We start from the raw sequence: 18,183 nt of genomic DNA, 5'->3' as shown, positions 1-18,183 counted from the left end.
CCAAAAAATCGCGGCGATGAACGCGCTTTTGCCCCACCTAGACAGATTTTAACAGGAGAAAACGACCTGCCGCAGTGCTGCGCAGCGTTGCAGGCGGGAGAGAGCGGAGATCTGAAAATTCTCCGTTGCCTTCATCCTTCGCAGGCTTCACCCAGAAGCCCTGAATGCTGGTGGAAGCGATTTTTTTTGCCGCTTACAGCGAACTCCTCCAGCATGTCACCCGCACGGCGGAAGAAGCGGCAAGAAAGGGTCGATAGTTGACTGAATGCTCGGCTTGTCACGAATCGACCGCTAACCCTTTCCTGCGAGCGGATTGTTGCCATTCAGCAGCGCGGCAGAGCGGTGATGCAAGAGGCTCGCATTGCGGCTCGTATGCCAAGCGCATGTTTCGTCCCCCCCATCTGATCATCGCTTTGGCGATGCTGACTGCCGCGCCCGTCCGGGGCGCGCCCGTACCGCTGACGTTTGAAAAAGACGTGCGCCCGATCCTGAAGACGCACTGCTTTCAATGCCACGGCGAGGAAGGAGTGACCAAGAGCGGTCTCGATGTGCGTCTGGCGCGATTCATCCTCAAAGGCGGCAAGCATGGCCCTGCTATCGTTCCTGGCAAGGTGGCGGAGAGTCATCTGCTCGAACTCGTGAAAGAAGGCGAGATGCCGAAGGGCAAGGCGAAGCTCAAGGATCGCGACATCGCCACGCTCGAAGCCTGGATCGCACAAGGCGCGAAGACCGCACGCCCTGAGCCGGAACAGCTCGGGCCTGAGCATGCTTTCACGGATGAAGAACGGGCTTGGTGGTCGTTGCAGCCGATTGCGGGGGGAAGTGCTCAGTTCTCAGTGCTTAGTGCTCAGTCGAGGCGTGAGGCGAATTTGATTGATGCATTCGTTGCGGAGAAGATGACCGCGAAAGGTCTTTCGTTCTCGCCTGAAGCTGATCCCGTCACCTTCATCCGTCGCGCCACCTTCGACCTGCTCGGCCTGCCGCCGACACCCGCCGAAGTCGATGCCTTCGTCACCGAGGTGATTCAGGAACAGAACTCCCGCTCAAAGCCGACGAAAAAGGCCAGTCTGAGCACTGAGCACTCAGCACTGAGCACTTCTTCCCTCTCCACCCCCAAAGCCTACGAGCATCTGATCGACCGACTCCTCGCCAGCCCGCACTACGGTGAGCGCTGGGGACGTCATTGGCTGGATGCGGCGGGTTATGCGGACAGCGAGGGCTTTGGCGAGAAGGATCTGGAGCGTAAGTGGGCGTGGAAGTATCGCGACTACGTCATCAACTCGCTCAACAAGGACAAGCCCTTCGATCAGTTCATTCGCGAGCAGCTTGCGGGCGATGAGATGGTGCCGCAGCCATACAAAGATCTGTCGGCGGATGCGATTGAAAAACTGTCCGCCACTGGCTTCCTGCGTATGTCGCCCAACGGCACGGGTGAAACCAATGATGCTGCGACGCAGAACGCGAACATCGCCGACACGATCAAGATGGTGGGCACGTCGCTTTACGGCCTCACCATCGGCTGTGCGCAGTGTCATGACCATCGCTACGATCCGATCACGCAGGCCGATTACTACCGACTGCGTGCGGTGTTCGAGCCGGGCTTCGACACGAAAGCGTGGCGTGGACCCGGCAGCAGACTGGTGTCATTGCTGACGCAGGCGGAGATCGCCGAATCGGCCAAGATCGAAGCCGAGGCGAAGAAGATGGATGCCGCACGCATCGCGAAGGGGGAGGGGTTCATCACCGAAGTCTTGGAGAAGGAACTCGCCAAGGCCCCGGAGCAGGATCGTGAGGCTCTGCGCACCGCTTATCGCACCGTCGTTGCGAAACGCACCGCTGATCAAACAAAGCTGCTCAAAGCGTGGCCACGCGTGAACCAGCTCAGCGCCGGATCACTTTATCTCTACGACACCACCAACAAGACCAAGCACGCCGACACGCTCAAGAAGATGACCGAGGAAGCGACGGCGGTGCGTGCGACGAAGCCCAAGGAAGAATTTCTCCATGTCTTCACCGAGTTGCCGAAGAAACCTGAAGCCGTGCCTGCGACCTTCATCTTCAATCGTGGTCAGTTTGATCAGCCGAAAGGGCAGGTGAAGCCGGGCGATCTCACCGTGCTCGCCGCGCATCGACAGATCGAGATTCCAGAGAAGAATGCCGCATTGCCCACCACGGGCCGTCGTCTTGCCCTGGCCAACGAACTGACCGATGGCAAGCATCCGCTGTTCGCCCGCGTGATGGTGAACCGCATCTGGATGCAGCATTTTGGCAAAGGCATCGTCGCCAGTCCTGGCGATTTCGGTCAGCTTGGCAGCAAACCGACGCATCCCGAACTGCTCGACTGGCTGGCGACCGATTTCATGGCGCGTGGCTGGAGTTTGAAGCAACTGCATCGCCAGATCATGACCTCGCGTACCTACCGCCAGTCATCGACCCGCGATGCCATACGCGACCGCATCGATCCCGACAATCAATACCTCAGCCGCATGAACGTGCGCCGTCTGGAGGCTGAAATTCTGCGCGACACACTGCTAGCGGTGAGCGGCAAGCTGAATCCGAAGGTTGGCGGCGCGCCGGTGCCCGTCATGTTTAACGAAGAAGGGCAGGTGGTCATCGGCATCGACACCACCGACACCGCTGGTCGTCCCTCCGGCAAGATCATCCCGCTCAACGGTGATGAATTCCGCCGCAGCATCTACGTGCAGGCCCGGCGCTCACGGCAGTTGGAAATGTTCGCCACCTTTGATGCGCCGCTCATGGAACCGAGCTGTGACATTCGTTCCGTCACCACCGTCAGCCCGCAGAGCCTGCTGCTCATGAACAGCGCCATCATGCGCGTCTATGCCCAGCAGTTTGCGCAGCGTGTGCAGACCGAAGGCGGCAAGGACATTGCTGACGAAGTGCGCTGCGCCTGGAAGCTCGTGCATGGCAGAGCGCCGTCCGAGTCCGACGTGCAGCAGAGCGTTGAGTTTGTGCAGGCACAGACGGAGTTCTACAAGGCCAATCCCACGTCGCTGGAAGTCCAGATTGGTGCACCATCGAAAACACCCGCTGATCCAGCGCTGCTCGGCCTCACGGCGCTGTGTCATGCGCTGATGAGTTCGAATGCGCTGCTATATGTGGATTGACAGCTAACGTCTCAAGCTCTGGCGACGGGAGGGGTGGCGGAGAGCATGAACGAAGCGGGTGTGGTTGAAGTAAAGATGAACGATGATACGACAAAGGAGCCCCTCCTGTTGCCAGCAGCGCTCTTGTTCGCTGATTACGTTGCTTCGGGATCGAAGGGGGGGAAGCCGAATCCCGCAACTCTAAGGTAGTCACCGGCTGTTGTGGAAGGTGCTATCACCTCGATCAGAACTGAAAACTCTCCGCTCGAAACGTGACGATCATTGATCCCGATGGGATACGAAACCCGGTAATCTCCTTTACGTATGGACTCGACATACCAAGTCTCCTCAGAGCACCGAATGGTCTTGGAGTGCGCAACTCGGCCTTGATCATCGGTGACTACAAATCGGATCGTGCAGGATGCAAACCCCGCTGCGAGCAACGGAGACTTGTTCAGTTGCTCGCCAGACTGGTCAACCAATGGCTCTGTCGAGTGAACCTCTATGTCGAACCGACTGATAGCGGCCTCACGAAGTCCCTGGACCTTGAAAAGGGAGCGCCCCCGCTGACCAAGAGTGATCGGGGCAAATGAAGCCGAATAAGGGTAAGCCATCGGCCAAAACGACTTGGTATTGTGCAAAGTAGCATCGCCCCTGCTACCAACCTGCCTCGTCGTGGTGCATCCGACCATGAAAGCGATGGCGAGTAATAGGAAGAAATGTGAGTTCATCTTTTTCAGCGAACAGTGAAGATGGTTAACAGAGTGCGAGGTTTGTCAGCAGCGTTACAGGCGACAGAAATGTGGGACTATGACGGCTTCTTGTGTGCATGGGTGTCGTTTTACACGCCTATGCCGTGATAGGGCAATGAAAATGTGGGTTTGGTCCGCAAGGGGTAGCGAAGCAGACGCCCGAACTCATGTCCGCACCGCCGCCGCGAACCTTACAGGCTTGTAATGCTCCAGCAAGACTGCCGCCATGCAGGGGCTGTCTCTATCTCGCGGAAACCATTCCACCCCAACTCAAACACAGACCGATGAACTCAATAGAACCCACCATGAAAACTCCATCATCCACCCAACCATTCTGGCAGCGCACCGCCATGCTCGGCGGCGTGTGCCTCATGACTGCCTCGCTCGTGGCCTTCACGCCCGGCATGGACACGCCGGCCAAGGCCGATCCGCTGCACATTCAAGTCAGCGAGGCGCCGCTCTCCGTCGCAGGCCGCGGCTTCCCCAGCTTCTCGCCCATCGTCAAAGCCGTCTCCCCGAGTGTCGTGAAAGTCTCGGTGTCGAGCCAGGCCAAGGCCAGCCGCATGGAAATGCCCGGCGGCATGGATCTACGGCGCTTCTTTGGCCCCGGCTTCGAAATGCCCAATGAACTGCAGCAGCAGCGTCACATGCCCAAAGAGCAAGGCGTGGGCTCCGGCGTCATCGTGACGAAGGACGGTTACATCCTGACCAACAACCATGTGGTCGATGGCGCCAGCGAGATCAAAGTCGCCATGACCGATGGACGCGAGTTCACCGGCAAGGTCATCGGCCGTGATCCGAAGACGGATGTGGCGGTGATCAAGGTCGATGCCAAAGACCTGCCCGCCATCACCTTTGCGGACAGCGACAAGATTGAAGTCGGTGATGTCGTGCTCGCCGTCGGTCATCCGTTTGGCATCGGCCAGAGCGTGACGACCGGCATCATCAGCGCGAAAGGCCGCGCCACGCTGGGGCTCGACTATGAAGACTTCATCCAGACCGATGCCGCGATCAATCCGGGCAACTCGGGCGGTGCGCTGGTGGACATCGAAGGCCGCGTGATCGGCATGAACACGGCCATCTTGAGCCATAGCGGCGGCAATCAGGGCATCGGCTTCGCAGTGCCCACCAACATGGCGCGCTGGGTGATGGAAAGCCTCGTGAACCACGGTCGCGTGGAGCGCGGTTTCCTCGGCGTGAACATCCAGGATCTCACCCCGCAACTGGCGCAGCAGTTCAAACTCGACCAGACCAGCGGCGCACTCGTGGCCGCAGTTACCCCCGGCAGCCCCGCTGAAACAGCCGGCGTGCAGAGCGGTGACTTGATCACGAGCTTCAATGGCAAGCCCGTCACCGACAGCCGTCATTTGAAGCTTGAAGTCGGCACCACCGTTCCCGGTTCCGCCGTGCCGATGACCCTGCTGCGCGATGGCAAGAGCACCAGCCTCACGGTTACCGTCAAAGAACTGCCCGGCGAAAAACTTGCCCAGGCAACGTCTGGCGCTGACAAGACCGAGGATGCGCTGCACGGCGTCGCGGTGGCCGATCTCGATCAAGCCAGCCGTGACAAACTCAAGGTGCCCTCGCAGATTCAAGGCGCTGTCGTCACCGACGTGGAGGAAGGCTCCGCTGCGTATGAAGCCGGTCTCCGCCAGGGCGACGTGATCACCGAGATCAATCGCCAGGCCATCAAGAACGCCGAGCAGGCCACGGCCGTGTGTGAAAAGCCCACGAACAAGGTCTCGCTGGTGAAAATCTGGAGCCACGGCGGCAGCCGCTTTGTCGTGGTCAATGAAAGCAAGGCGGGCTGATCCCTCCCCGTTGCCCGGCCCGCCCTGTCGTTGCCAAGACGGCAGGGCGGGCCATTGTTTGGACAGCGAACGAGCCTTAGACTTCTTAACCTCCTTGACTCTGACCCCTTGACCTGCCGCGAGAGGACTCGCGGGCTACTTCTCCACCATGCGCATTCTAGTGATCGAAGATGACAGCAAAATCGCCTCGTTCATCGTGAACGGGCTGAAGCAGAACGGCTTCGGTGCGGACTCGGCGCGGGATGGCGAGCAGGGCCTCGAACTGGCCTGCACTGTGACCTACGACTGCATCGTGCTCGATCTCATGCTGCCCAAACTCGACGGCCTTTCGCTGCTGCGGCAGTTGCGTCGTGAAAAGATCCACACGCCGGTGCTCATCCTTAGCGCCAAGGCGACAGTGGATGATCGCGTGAAGGGCCTGCAGGCCGGTGGAGACGACTACCTCACCAAGCCCTTTGCTTTCTCTGAACTGCTGGCTCGCGTGCAAGCGCTCATCCGCCGCGCCACGCATGTCGTCGAGCCGACGACGCTCACGGCCACCGGCATCACGCTCGATTTGCTGTCGCGTGAAGTGATGCGTGAAGGCCGCAAGATCGAGCTGCAAACGCGCGAGTTCGCCCTGCTGGAGCTGCTTATGCGTCATCCAGGCCGCGTCGTCACCAAGACGATGATTTTGGAACATGTCTGGGATTACAGCTTCGATCCCCAGACCAATGTCGTGGACGTTCTGGTGCATCGCCTGCGGGCGAAGGTGGACAAGGACTTCGACGTGAAACTCATCCACACCATCCGCAGCGTCGGCTATGTCCTCAAACCTGTTTAAGACCTGGGGCCGCAGCTTTGCGGTGAAGCTCACGCTCGGCTACGCGATGATCTTCACGCTGAGCGCCGTCGTGCTCTTTGGTCTGCTCTATGTCCTGCTCGCCTCGGCATTGGAACGCAAGGATCGTGAAGTCATCGAAGCACGCTTGAAGGAATGCGCCGCCGTCTATGCCAACGGCGGCCTGCCCGCTTTGCGCAACCTTGTGGAGCGCAACAGCACTGATGCCGATAAGTCGAAGTCCTTTTTCGTGCGTGTCACCGGCAATCTCGGCAGCGTGCTCTTTGTCAATGTGCCAAATGAGTGGTTGCAGGTGGGTGCCGCACCCACGCAGCCGCAGAGCGACACCTCACAGCCCGACTGGCTGCGCATTCCGAAGGACGATGAACGCGATCTCATCGTCGCCACCGCACGTCTGACCGATGGTTCGATCCTGCAAGTGGGACGCAGCACCAACAGCCGTGAAACCGTGCTGCAACCCTTCCGCCGTAACTTTCTGCTGGTGATGACGCCGACGCTGCTGCTTGCCGTACTCGGCGGTGCTTACTTCGCCCATCGCGCCACGCAGCCGGTGCGCGAAGTCGTCGCCACCGCCCGCACCATCTCAGACACCGGCAATTTCTCCGCCCGCGTGACCGCACGTGCCAGTCAGGCCGAACTGCAGGAGCTGGCGACCGAGTTCAACCGCGTGCTCGACAAAAATCAGTCGCTCATTCAAGGCATGCGCGACGCGCTGGACAACGTGGCGCACGATCTGCGCACGCCGCTAACCCGCCTGCGCGCCACCGCAGAGGCGGCGCTGCAAACGACCCCCGATCCCATCGCGCGTGAAGCGCTCGTCGACTGCGTCGAAGAATCCGACCGCGTGCTCACCATGCTCAAGGCTTTGATGGACATCAGCGAGGCCGAGGCAGGCATGATGAAGCTCCATCGCGAGCTGACCTCCATTCCCACGCTGCTGAAGGAAGTAATCGAGCTTTACGAACTCATCAGCGAAGAAAAGCACATCACCATCACCACGGATTTCGCCAAAGACTGCAAAGCCTCCGTGGACGCCACCCGCTTGCGCCAGGCCTTTGCCAATCTGCTCGACAACGCCCTCAAATACACGCCCGACGGTGGCCGTGTTCATCTCTCATGCAGAACCGGCGCAAACACCGTAACCGTGTGCCTGCGCGACACCGGCATGGGCATTCCCGCCACCGATCAGCCGCGTATCTGGGAGCGTCTTTATCGCGGCGACAAGAGTCGCACGCAGCGCGGGCTCGGCCTCGGTCTGAGTCTTGTCAAAGCCATCGTCGAAGCCCACCACGGCACTGTTGCCGTCACGAGCGAAGCAGGGCAGGGGGCGGAGTTCATCATCACCGTGCCCCAGATCCCGCTCGCGGGCTGAACCGAGTTTCCAAGGCTGCCAATTGCCGTAGTGCTTAAATCAACTCGCGGATGGGCTGGGCACCGCCTTCAACGAGATAGTGCGGGCGGCCTTTGTTGTCGGTGACGGTGGCGGTGTTCACGTCGATGCCGAGGTTGCGATACAGCGTGGCGAAGACTTCAGGGAAGGTCACGGGGCGGCTGTCGGCCTCGCCACCGAGGCGGTCGGTGGAGCCGATGACCTGGCCATTGGGCATGCCACCACCGGCGAGCAAGGCCATGGCGACGCGTGGCCAGTGATCGCGGCCCACCTGCTTGCTGATGATGGGCGTGCGACCGAATTCACCCCAGACGAGCACGGTGCAGTCCTTGTCGAGGCCACGCTGATGCAGGTCGTCAACGAGTGCGGTGATCGCTTGATCGAAAATGGGAAAATCTTCGTGTTCACGCTTGAAGATCTCGTTGCCCTTGCCGCCATGCCAGTCCCACTTGCTGTAGTTCACGGTGACGACGCGCGCACCAGCCTCGACGAGGCGGCGTGCGGTGAGGAAACTCTGCGGGACACGCGGCGCGCCGTTTTCGTCGATGCGTTTGACGGTGTCGCCAGTGCCATAGCGTGCGACGAGACGCGGATCTTCTTTGGAGAGGTCGAGCGCATCGGCGAGTTTCGATGAAGTGAGCACGCCCATGGCCTGCTGCGTGAAGATGTCCATGCCATCCATGCGACCACTCGAATCAACATCACGACGGAAGCGGTCGATGCTAGAGAGCAGGCGGGCGCGATCGGCGAGGCGGTCATAGGTGATGCCTTGCAGGGTGAGATCGCCACGACTCGGCCCCATGTGACGAAAAGCAGCGCTGGCGGAACCGAGCATGCCGGGGCCGGGTTCGTTGTAGGGACCGTGGGTGCAGTCGTAGCACATGCTGACGAACGGCGGCACGGCAGGATCAAAGGCTCCCTGGAGTTTGCTGACGACACTGCCGAACTGCGGCCAGCCGCCGGGCGGAGCGGGACCGATGGGCACATGACCGGTGTAGCACTGGGCTGCATCATGACCCGCCTGAGCGCCGACGAGCGAGCGGATGATGGTGAACTTGTCCATCATCTTCGCCATGCGCGGGAAGAGTTCGCAGATTTCGATGCCGGGTACGTTGGTGCCGATGGGCTTGTGCGGTCCGGCAACCTCGCTTGGTGCGTTCGGCTTGAGGTCGAACATGTCCTGATGCGGCGGCCCGCCGACGAGGTAGATGAGGATCACTGACTTGTGAGAGTTGCGAATGCCGGCCTGGGATTCAAGCGCGAGCAGTTTTGGCAAGGAGAGCCCCGTTGCACCGAGTCCGCCGATCTTGAGGAAGTTCCGCCGCGACACACCGTCACATAGCGGGCTGGCGTGATCAGCAGGGGCGAGGATTTTGAGCATGACGTGTGATGGTTTGTGGCCGTCTGGAACGAAGAACGAAACGCTGGGGCGAAGAACTCTCTTTCCCAGGCGAGGCACAGACAGGCAGATCATTCAGGAATTCTCTCGTCATTCGCCCGCCTGCATCGCTACGCAAAGCGTTGCGGGCAGGTCATTCGTCATTCATCATTGCCACATGGCCCAGGCAATCATGAATCCCGAAGAGGTCCGGCGCTTTGCGGCGGAGCTGAAACGTTTCAACACGGACATGCAGCAGCGCTCGGCGTCGCTGCAATCGCGTTTCTCCGCGCTGGGCGAGACCTGGCAGGACGCGGAGCATGAAAAATTCGCGGGTGAGTTCACCACGACGATGAAGGCCATCAAGCGGTTCATGGAGATGTCCGAGCAGCACACGCCCTTCCTGCTGCGCAAAGCCCAGCGCATCGAGGAATATCTCAGCCAACGTTGAACAACGAACATTGAACAACGAACTTTGAAATGGCCGACCAGGCACGCATCTCCAATCTCGATGCCATCGAAGCGTTTCGCTCCGCGCTCATCGTGTTCATCAGCAAGACACGCCAGGCGCTCGACACGGTGCAGGATGCAGTGAAAAAGAATCGCGCATGGCTGCAGACCGAGCAGCCCGCCTTCTGGTCCTCGCAGATCAAGCAGCGGCAGAAACGGCTCGATCAGGCGCAGCAGGAACTCATGAGCGCACGCATGTCCGAGTTCGTGGAGACCCCTGCCGCACAGCAGATGGCCGTGCGCAAGGCTCGTGCCGCATTGGAGGAAGCGCAGGCCAAAATGGAGCGCACCAAGGCCTGGTCCCGCGACTACGACCGCACCGTCGATCCGCTGGCGCGCAAACTCGATTCCCTGCGTGATTTCATCGACAGCGATCTCGCGCTCGCCATCGCTCATCTGGTCGAAATCCAGAAAATTCTCGACGCCTACAACGAAACTCCCATGCCTGCGGCCGCACCTGAAACTCAATCGTGAACCTGATCCAAAACGCCCGCGAACTCTCCGAGCACTGGCACGCCACCAAGGCGCACTGGCGCGATGCCAAGGCGGTGGAGTTTGAAAAGCGCTATCTGGAGCCGCTGCCCGGCCTCGTCAGCAAAACTGGCGCGGTGATGAACGAACTCGAAAACCTGCTCAAAAAGATCCGCAAAGACTGTGAACAGCAACCTTGACCTGCGCGCCTCGCGCCTTCTGGCCCTGCATACCACGCTGCGCGACACCATCGGTGATTTCGCACAGCGCAGCGAGCAGATCGCCCGCGAAATCCGCTCCCGCCGCTACACCGCCGAGCAGAACCACCTCCAGCAGCTCGAAGCGTTCGACGCGGAGCATGGCATCGCCCTTGGTGATACTGCGGCACAGTGGGATGAATACGCGCAGACCATCCATGCGCGGCACGCAGCACGCACCACCGCCTTCAAACGCTACGAGGACCGCATCAAGCGTGACCTGCCGGCGATGATCCAGAAGGAACGTGAGCGCTGGCTCGGCAAACAGCAGATGCGCCGCATGCATGCAGATTCGATTCGCAAACGCGGTCTCCAGCAAACCGAACACACCGCCGGTGCGCTGCTGGAACGCCTCACCGCCGCCAAGGACCGCCTCCTGGCCGTGTTGAAAGCCTCTGGCGAGCGCCTTGGCCGCAAAGGTGCCCCGCAACCGGACACCAGTCTCACCCTCGCAGACATTCCCTCACGCGTTGAAGCCCTCGAAGCGCAGGCGCAGAACTTGGAAGAGCAACTCGCCTCCGGCAAAAGCTCCGGGGTGTTTAAAATGTTCTCGAAGCCGAGCGTGAACTTGCAGCAGCTCAGCCAGGCCGTGCTGGATTACGAAACCTGCGTGGAGGAATTGAATGCCGCGAACGCGACGGCGGCAGCACAGATTCAAGCGGAGTATGAAAGCGTGGATGTGCTGGTCACTGCCGACTGGAACCGTGCCGAGGAAGTGGGCGAGAAATATCGTGCGGCGATGTTGAAGCGGCTCGCCACGCAGATTCCCTCCTGTCTGGCACGCAACGAACGTCTGCTCACCCGCAATCTGCAACACTTTGAGGCGCAAAAAGCCGCTGCACTTGTGGCAGTGAACGGCCCCGCCGCGCAGCAGCGCCAGCAGCTCAATAACCAGCATGCTGCCGAACTGAACGCGATGCATGTCGCTTCCGAACAACGCTGGAGCAAGCTGCTCGCCGAGTGGAATCAGAAAATGCCGCCGCTGCTTGCCGCCGTGGATGAGATCAGCCTTGATCAGGTCGCAAAGTTCGAGGCCTGGAGCACCCATTATCAGCCGCAGGCACTGTTCCCGCCCGCCTGTCGTTTTGGGCAGCTCAATCTCGATTTCAGCGCACCCGCAGCCTTGTTTGCGAAGGAAACACCGCTCAGTCTTGCCGGACACGAGCGCACCTCGCTGCCGTTGGCGCTCTCCTTTCCGTTGGAAGGCTCGCTGCTCATCGAAACCGATGACGATGGCGGCAAATGGGTGGCAGAGGTGATGAATGGCGTCATTTTCCGGCTGTTCTCCAAAGCTCCGGCGGGGAAGGTACACTTCACGATTATTGATGCGGTGGGTCTCGGCCAGAACTTCGCCGGATTGATGCATCTGGCCGACTACGAGCCAGCGCTGATCAACCGCCGCATCTGGACACAGCGTGATCAAATCGAGGAGCGTCTCGCCGAACTCAACGAGCATGTCGAAAAGGTGATCCAGATGTATCTTCGCAACGAATACGCGACGATCACCGAGTACAACGAGCAGGCTGGCAGCGTGGCCGAAAAATACCACTTCCTCGTCATCGCCGGACTGCCCGCCGCATTCAGTGAATCAGCGATGGCTCGGCTCAAGAGCATCGTGATGAGCGGCGCGCGCTGCGGCGTGTTTGTGCTCATCCATTGGGATCGCCGTCAGGCACTGCCGGAAGGCCTGGTGGCCGAGGATCTGCGCAAGAACTGCGTACGCATCGTGCGGGAGAAGGGGATTGTCAGCTTCGGCGGCATCACCAGCCTCGCGCTTGATGCGCCGCCGCCGGACGCCATCGCTGCTGAGCTTGCGCATCAAATCGGGCAGGCCAGCATTGATTCCAACCGCGTGCAGGTGCCGTTCAGTGTCGTCACGCCAAAGGAGATGTGGTCCGAGTCCACCACCAACGAATTGCGCATCGCCATCGGCCGCACGGGCGCGACGAAGCTGCAATACCTCGCCATCGGCAAAGGCACGAAGCAGCACGCGTTGCTCGCCGGCAAAACGGGTTCCGGCAAGTCCACGTTGCTGCACATCATCATCACCAATCTCGCGCTGACATGCAGCCCGGATGAGGTGGAGTTCTACCTCATCGACTTCAAGAAAGGCGTCGAGTTCAAGTGCTATGCCGACGCGAAGCTGCCACACGCCAAGGTTATCGCCATTGAGAGTGATCGCGAGTTCGCGCTCAGTGTGCTGCAACGCATCGACGAAGAACTGCGCCGTCGTGGCGAGATGTATCGCAAGATCGGCGCGCAGGATTTGGCTGGTTATAAGAGAGCCGGTGGCACGGAGCCGATGCCGCGCTGCATGCTCATCATCGACGAGTTTCAGGAGTTCTTTGTCGAGGACGACGCCGTGGCACAGGGCGCCGCTCTTTTGCTCGACCGCATCGTGCGTCAAGGCCGCGCCTTTGGCATTCATGTCTTCCTCGGTTCACAGACACTCGGTGGCGCGTACACGCTCGCGCGTACCACGCTCGGCCAGATGGTCATTCGTATCGCCCTTCAGTGCAACGAGGCTGACGCCGCGCTCATCATGGATGATACCAACACCGCGCCGCGTTTGCTCTCGCGTCCTGGTGAAGGCATCTACAACGACGCTGCGGGTGCGGTGGAAGGGAACAGTCCCTTCCAAGTCGTCTGGCTCACCGACGAGGAACGCGACGCGAATCTCCTCAAGGTCACGCAACTCGCGCAGCAGCGCGGCTTCAGCGCGAAGCGCCCCATCGTCTTCGAGGGTAACATGCCCGCCGATGTGCGCGACAATGCATTGCTCGCCGCCGCGCTGGCAAATCCGCCGCTCAAAGCTCCTGCCGATCCCAAATGCTGGCTCGGCATGCCGAACGCCATCAAAGGCCCCACCGAAGCGCTGTTTCCGCGTCAGAGCGGCCGCCATCTGCTGCTCGTCGGCCAGAACGACGAAGCCATCGCCGCGATCATGGGCCTGGGCATGCTCGCGCTCGCTGCGCAGCATCCGCGTGATCGATCACCACAGTTTTATCTCGTTCACAGTGCTCTTGCGGGCACACCGGACTGCGAATTTCTCGAAGGCATCGCCGCAGGCCGTGCCAAGATCAGTCAGGGACACGAAGCGCCGGAGTTCATCGCCGAAATTCATGCCGAGATGAAACGCCGCAGCGATGAAGGCAGCGCGGGTGATCCGCCGATCTTCCTGTTCGTTCACGGCCTGCAGAAATTCCGCAAACTGCGCCACGAGGAGGATTTCTCCTTTGGTGGCGACGACACACCGAAGCCCGGCAACCAGCTCAACGACCTCATCGCCGAAGGCCCGTCGCTCGGCATCCATCTCATCACCAGCCTCGACACGCTCAACAACGTCAACCGCTGCCTCAGCCGCAAGGCCGTCAGCGAGCTCGGCATGCGCGTGCTCTTCCAGATGAGCGCCAATGACAGCGCCAGCCTCATCGATTCGCCCAAAGCCAGCATGCTCGGCCTGCATCGAGCGCTGTTCTACAGCGAGCACGAATCACGCCTGGAGACTTTCCGACCATTCGCGCTGCCGGATGCAGGGTGGGTGGCGGAAGCGCGTGTCGTCCCGGCTTGAGCCAGTCCTACTGCCACCTCAAGCAGCCGCTGGCTGTGCCACGGCACGGCGGGCGAGGAATTCATCTGCCAGCGCCCGGTAGGCCAAAGAACCGCGACCGGAGGGCTCGTATTCGATGATGCTTTTGCCGAAGCTGGGGGCCTCGCCGAGGCGCACGGTGCGCGGGATGATGGTCTGATAGCAGGTTTCGGCAAAGTAGTTGCGCACGTCGCCGACGACCTGCTGGGAGAGGTTGGCGCGGCTGTCGAACATGGTCATGACGATGCCTTCAAGCAGGAGATTGGGGTTGGCCCCGCAGTCGCGGATCTGCTGCACGACGTTGACGATCTTGGAGAGGCCTTCGAGGCCAAAGTACTCGCACTGGATGGGCACTAGCAGTTCGTCTGCAGCAGCGAGGGCGGAGGTCATCAGGACGCCGAGGGAAGGCGGGGTGTCGATAATGGCGTAATCGAAGTGGCCGGAGGAGCGCAGCGGTTCCAGCACCTCGCGCAGACGTGCCATGTGGTTGCCGGCCTGGGCGAGTTCGACCTCGCAACCGGCGAGTTCTTGGTGCGAGCGAATGATGGAGAGATTCGGCAGTCGGGTGCTGCGGATGGCCAGACGGGGATCGGATCCCTCAACGAGCGCCGGATAGAGGCTGCCGCGCTCTTCCTGGGCGAGGCCGAGGCCGCTGGTGGCGTTGGCCTGGGGATCAAGATCAATCAGGAGGACACGTACGCCGCGCTGGGTGAGGCATGCGGCGAGGTTTACGGCGGTGGTCGTCTTTCCGACTCCGCCTTTTTGATTTGAGATGGCAACGATCCGCATAGGCACTTGGCGTTGGACTTTGCAGATAAACCATGAGACACGCCAGCACGAAATGGAAATCACCGAGAAATGGCTTGGCGAGATCGGCGGCTGGGCGGTCATGAAGGCCGCACGTTCGCTGGTGGATGCTGGTTTGGCGGCAGTGACCAGCACGAGTGATGGGATGATTCGCGGCACAGCCGGATCAGGCAAAATGAAGTTCACCACCGGCCTGCGCATTCGCACGGCATCGGACGTGGAGAATCTCTGCACCTGCCCGCATGCACGCCGCAGCGGCATGATGTGTGAACATGCGCTGGCGGTGGCGCTGGCGCATGTGCGGGAGCAAAGCGGAGTCAGCAGACCGACGGCGAGGCCATCCGCTTCGCCTCCATCGCCCCCGCAGCGCGAAACACCACCAGCGCCGAGTGTGCCGCTGACGATCCAGGGACGCTACTCGCTCTACCTGCCGGAAACTTTGCTCCAAGGGCAGGTCCGGGAGCCGTTTGGCGTGTTTGTTAAATTTGACGCCGGACGCGATGCGGAGTCATCGTTGTTTGCCGCCTGGCTGGCGGGGCAGGGGATCAAACAGCCGCAGAGCCTGCCGATCTCGCTCAAGGGCGAAGGTTTGAACGTGTTCCTGCAATCGCTGGCGGAGCATCCGCGGGTTTTTGCAGGAAAGCCGAACGGCAAGGAAGTCCCTCTCCATGTGGCCCCGGAGCTGGTGCGGCTGCCGCTGGTGGTCGAGTCGGTCGATGCGCAGAACGTCCGGCTCAAACTGGAAGGCAGCCAGCATCGGCATGTGCTGGCTGCGTGGTGGCTGTGTCAGGAAACGGCCACACTGTTCCGCCATCTGGCCGACAGCCCCGAACTGAGCACCTTGGCGGGTGATTTGAGCCGAGGGGCGGTCACGCGACCGCTACGCTGGCTGGCGGAGCAGGGGGAGGCGTTGGGCGAATGCTTCCAGATGGAACTGCGGGGCGGTTTGGAAAACTTCCACGTCTCGCCGGTGCCCTGTGAGTTCGAAATTCAGCTCGATGGCTCACTGCAAGCCGTGGAGGCCAAGGTTTCAGCCCGATACGGCACCCATCGCTGGACGGTGATGGCAGAAGGCGCCAAACCGAATACTACAACATCCATCTTTCCTATTCAGGATCAATCATCTGAGCTTTTATTTTACGTGTGGAACAGAGAGGCTGAGTCCCGCCTTTTGCGGCGCTTGGAGGGGCTAGGATTCACGCTGGAAGGTCAAACTTGGCGTTTGCAGGGCAGTGAAAACGTCCTGCGCTTCTACGCCTCCGAGATGCCGCGGTTGAGAGAACTGGCAACGATTCTGGAAGGCGAACGCTGGCGGGGTGTGATCCGGGGAATCCAGCGCATCGCTCCAAAAACCACGTTTGTGCCGCAGGGCGGTCAAGCGGGCGGTGGCGACTGGCTTAGCATGGAACTGGCCTATGAATCGGCCGACGGCTTCCGCCTGCCGCGTGCCGAGGTGCTGCGACTGGTGCGCTCCGGCCAGCGCTCGGTGCAGGGGCGCAATGGGAAGCGTTACATCCTCGACATCGCCGCTGTGGACGATTTGGAGGAGTCGCTGCGGGATGTCCCGCTGGAGCTGACACCGGAAGGTGCCCGGGTTCACGGGGCGCATGCAGCGTACTTTGGCGATGAAGCCGCCGGAGCGGCGAATGAGATCAAGGTCACGGATGACGAGATCCGGGCTGAAATCGGCGAACTGGCCGGGATGCTGCGACCTTACCAGATGGAAGGCGTCTGTTGGATGACCTCCCGCATTCTGCGGGGCAGGGGTGGCGTCCTCGCTGACGAGATGGGTCTCGGCAAAACCGTCCAGAGCATCGCGCTGGCGCTGTTTCTGAAGCAGCGGAAAGGGGCCCAAAGCGGCCCGGTGCTGGTGGTTTGCCCCAAGTCGCTGCTGGGCAACTGGCAGGCTGAGTTTGAGCGCTTTGCGCCAACCCTGAAGGTGCTCCAGGTCCAGGGTTCAGGCCGGGAAAAGGCCCTGGCTTCGATCAACGCTCATGACGTGATATTGACATCTTATCAATTGATCATCAGAGATATTCAACATTACAAAAGTATTCAGTTTGGTCTGCTCCTGCTCGATGAGGCTAGCTTCATCCGCAATCCCGACACCGACGCGGCCAAAACGCTCCGCAGCCTCAAATCGAACGGTCGAATCGCCCTGACGGGGACGCCGTTGGAAAATGGGGTGCTGGATTTGTGGTCGATCTTCCAGTTCGCACTGCCGGGTTACCTCGGGAACCAGAGTTCCTTCAAAGAGCGCTTTGAAAGCCCGATCCAGTCCGGTTTGGACCTCCCGGCGGGCAAATCAGCCGCGCTGCGGCTGCAGAAGCTGACGCAGCCGTTCTTCCTGCGCCGGACGAAACGGCAGGTACTCAAGGATCTGCCCGAGAAGATCGAACAGGTGCTCTGGTGCGCCCCCAGCGCAGCCCAGACCGAGTTCTACCGCAGGATTTTGGAGGAGGGTCGGGAGGAGATCAAGGCCGCCCGCCGCCGCTCTGGCCAAGGCGGGGCCAAGATGACCATGTTCACCGTACTGCTGCGTCTGCGCCAGGTTTGCTGTGATTTGCGACTCACCGGCGTCCAACCCGAGGCGCTCAAGGGGCTGGGGCAGGAGGATCTTTCCGGCAAATGGCCGGCGCTCATCGGTCAAATCGAATCCACACTGGAATCTGGAGGTAAACTGCTCGTGTTCAGCCAGTTCGTGCAGTTCTTACGACTCATGCGTGACCATTTAAAGGCTGAAAAACTCGATCACGCCTACCTGGATGGCAGCAGCCAGGACCGCTCGGCCCAAGTGGAGCGCTTCCAGAAAGACCCGAACTGTCGCATCTTCCTCATCAGCCTCAAAGCCGGCGGCTACGGCCTGAACCTGACCGCCGCCGACAACGTCATCCTGGCCGACCCGTGGTGGAATCCCGCCGTCGAATCCCAAGCCATCGACCGCGCCCACCGCATCGGCCAGCAAAAGGTCGTCAACGCCTACCGCCTCGCCATCCGTGGCACCGTCGAGGAACGCATCCTCAAACTCCAAGCTCAAAAACGCGGCCTCGTCGAAGCCGCCCTGAACGACCAAGCGCCGATGATGGAGGGCTTGAGTGAGACGGATCTGGAGGGGTTGATTCAATAGCGCGAGAAACTGTCCTCGGCCCCATGAAATGATAAAACCGCACAGGCAGGCAGCAGCGATTCGTTTTCATGCCAAACGAAACGGGAACACCAGCGAGTGGCCTGAGCACGAATTGCGGTTTGTGGAGAACGAACAGGCTAAAA

At 60.6% G+C, this 18,183-nt stretch carries 12 protein-coding genes; 10 read left to right on the top strand and 2 right to left on the bottom strand.

What is annotated here, in order from left to right:
• The 5 genes from ACKVY0_RS29565 to ACKVY0_RS29545 all read left to right on the top strand — a co-directional run.
• The coding region (locus ACKVY0_RS29565) for a hypothetical protein (protein ID WP_409218486.1) at positions 1-261 on the top strand (261 nt) is incomplete at its 5' end.
• A 122-nt stretch (positions 262-383) separates the two neighbouring features.
• Positions 384-3,128 carry a DUF1553 domain-containing protein gene (locus ACKVY0_RS29560; RefSeq protein ID WP_409218485.1) on the top strand — a complete coding sequence of 915 codons (2,745 nt, stop codon included), beginning with the start codon at positions 384-386 and terminating at the stop codon, positions 3,126-3,128.
• A gap of 1,036 nt (positions 3,129-4,164) precedes the next feature.
• Positions 4,165-5,670, top strand: a complete 1,506-nt coding sequence (locus ACKVY0_RS29555) for a DegQ family serine endoprotease (RefSeq protein ID WP_409218484.1) — start codon at positions 4,165-4,167, stop codon at positions 5,668-5,670.
• Between the two features lie 148 nt (positions 5,671-5,818).
• Positions 5,819-6,493: a response regulator gene (locus ACKVY0_RS29550; protein WP_409218483.1), complete on the top strand. Its 675-nt coding sequence runs from the start codon at positions 5,819-5,821 to the stop codon at positions 6,491-6,493.
• A complete protein-coding gene (locus ACKVY0_RS29545; protein ID WP_409218482.1) occupies positions 6,474-7,883 on the top strand; it encodes a sensor histidine kinase in 1,410 nt (469 codons plus the stop codon). Before ACKVY0_RS29550 ends, ACKVY0_RS29545 begins: the two co-directional genes overlap by 20 nt.
• Before the next feature lie 34 nt (positions 7,884-7,917).
• On the opposite strand, the gene ACKVY0_RS29540 is transcribed toward ACKVY0_RS29545, so the two are convergent.
• Positions 7,918-9,282 (bottom strand): DUF1501 domain-containing protein, encoded by a 1,365-nt coding sequence (locus ACKVY0_RS29540; protein ID WP_409218481.1) that lies wholly within the window; start codon positions 9,280-9,282, stop codon positions 7,918-7,920.
• Between the two features lie 175 nt (positions 9,283-9,457).
• Here ACKVY0_RS29540 and ACKVY0_RS29535 point away from each other — a divergent pair, with 175 nt between their 5' ends.
• The 4 genes from ACKVY0_RS29535 to ACKVY0_RS29520 are packed head-to-tail and all read left to right on the top strand — an operon-like array spanning position 9,458 to position 14,088.
• On the top strand, positions 9,458-9,730 hold the full coding sequence (locus ACKVY0_RS29535; RefSeq protein ID WP_409218480.1) for a WXG100 family type VII secretion target: 273 nt from the start codon (positions 9,458-9,460) through the stop codon (positions 9,728-9,730).
• 29 nt (positions 9,731-9,759) lie between these two features.
• Positions 9,760-10,263, top strand: a complete 504-nt coding sequence (locus tag ACKVY0_RS29530) for a hypothetical protein (protein WP_409218479.1) — start codon at positions 9,760-9,762, stop codon at positions 10,261-10,263.
• Positions 10,260-10,460 carry a hypothetical protein gene (locus tag ACKVY0_RS29525; RefSeq protein WP_409218478.1) on the top strand — a complete coding sequence of 67 codons (201 nt, stop codon included), beginning with the start codon at positions 10,260-10,262 and terminating at the stop codon, positions 10,458-10,460. Before ACKVY0_RS29530 ends, ACKVY0_RS29525 begins: the two co-directional genes overlap by 4 nt.
• On the top strand, positions 10,444-14,088 hold the full coding sequence (locus ACKVY0_RS29520; protein WP_409218477.1) for an FtsK/SpoIIIE domain-containing protein: 3,645 nt from the start codon (positions 10,444-10,446) through the stop codon (positions 14,086-14,088). The genes ACKVY0_RS29525 and ACKVY0_RS29520 overlap by 17 nt, the downstream gene beginning before the upstream one ends.
• A gap of 18 nt (positions 14,089-14,106) precedes the next feature.
• Here ACKVY0_RS29520 and ACKVY0_RS29515 read toward each other — a convergent pair whose 3' ends face one another.
• Complete coding sequence (locus tag ACKVY0_RS29515; protein ID WP_409218476.1) at positions 14,107-14,895, bottom strand: ParA family protein; 789 nt, start codon at positions 14,893-14,895, stop codon at positions 14,107-14,109.
• Positions 14,896-14,947: 52 nt separating this feature from the next.
• Between ACKVY0_RS29515 and ACKVY0_RS29510 the strand changes: the two genes are divergently transcribed.
• Positions 14,948-18,040: an SNF2-related protein gene (locus ACKVY0_RS29510; RefSeq protein WP_409218475.1), complete on the top strand. Its 3,093-nt coding sequence runs from the start codon at positions 14,948-14,950 to the stop codon at positions 18,038-18,040.
• Positions 18,041-18,183: the final 143 nt, after the last annotated feature.

This window comes from Prosthecobacter sp. (assembly GCF_046154365.1).
GTDB lineage: Bacteria > Verrucomicrobiota > Verrucomicrobiia > Verrucomicrobiales > Verrucomicrobiaceae > Prosthecobacter.
Note: the sequence above shows the minus strand (reverse complement) of the source record. Positions and strands in the feature narration are given on the sequence as shown.

Excerpts from the sequence above, each read along its gene's own strand:
- ACKVY0_RS29535 (WP_409218480.1), top strand. The coding sequence starts at position 9,458 with ATGGCCCAGGCAATCATGAATCCCGAAGAGGTCCGGCGCTTTGCGGCG.
- ACKVY0_RS29540 (WP_409218481.1), bottom strand. The coding sequence starts at position 9,282 with ATGCTCAAAATCCTCGCCCCTGCTGATCACGCCAGCCCGCTATGTGAC.
- ACKVY0_RS29560 (WP_409218485.1), top strand. The coding sequence starts at position 384 with ATGTTTCGTCCCCCCCATCTGATCATCGCTTTGGCGATGCTGACTGCC.
- ACKVY0_RS29550 (WP_409218483.1), top strand. The coding sequence starts at position 5,819 with ATGCGCATTCTAGTGATCGAAGATGACAGCAAAATCGCCTCGTTCATC.
- ACKVY0_RS29555 (WP_409218484.1), top strand. The coding sequence starts at position 4,165 with ATGAAAACTCCATCATCCACCCAACCATTCTGGCAGCGCACCGCCATG.
- ACKVY0_RS29515 (WP_409218476.1), bottom strand. The coding sequence starts at position 14,895 with ATGCGGATCGTTGCCATCTCAAATCAAAAAGGCGGAGTCGGAAAGACG.
- ACKVY0_RS29530 (WP_409218479.1), top strand. The coding sequence starts at position 9,760 with ATGGCCGACCAGGCACGCATCTCCAATCTCGATGCCATCGAAGCGTTT.
- ACKVY0_RS29545 (WP_409218482.1), top strand. The coding sequence starts at position 6,474 with ATGTCCTCAAACCTGTTTAAGACCTGGGGCCGCAGCTTTGCGGTGAAG.
- ACKVY0_RS29510 (WP_409218475.1), top strand. The coding sequence starts at position 14,948 with ATGGAAATCACCGAGAAATGGCTTGGCGAGATCGGCGGCTGGGCGGTC.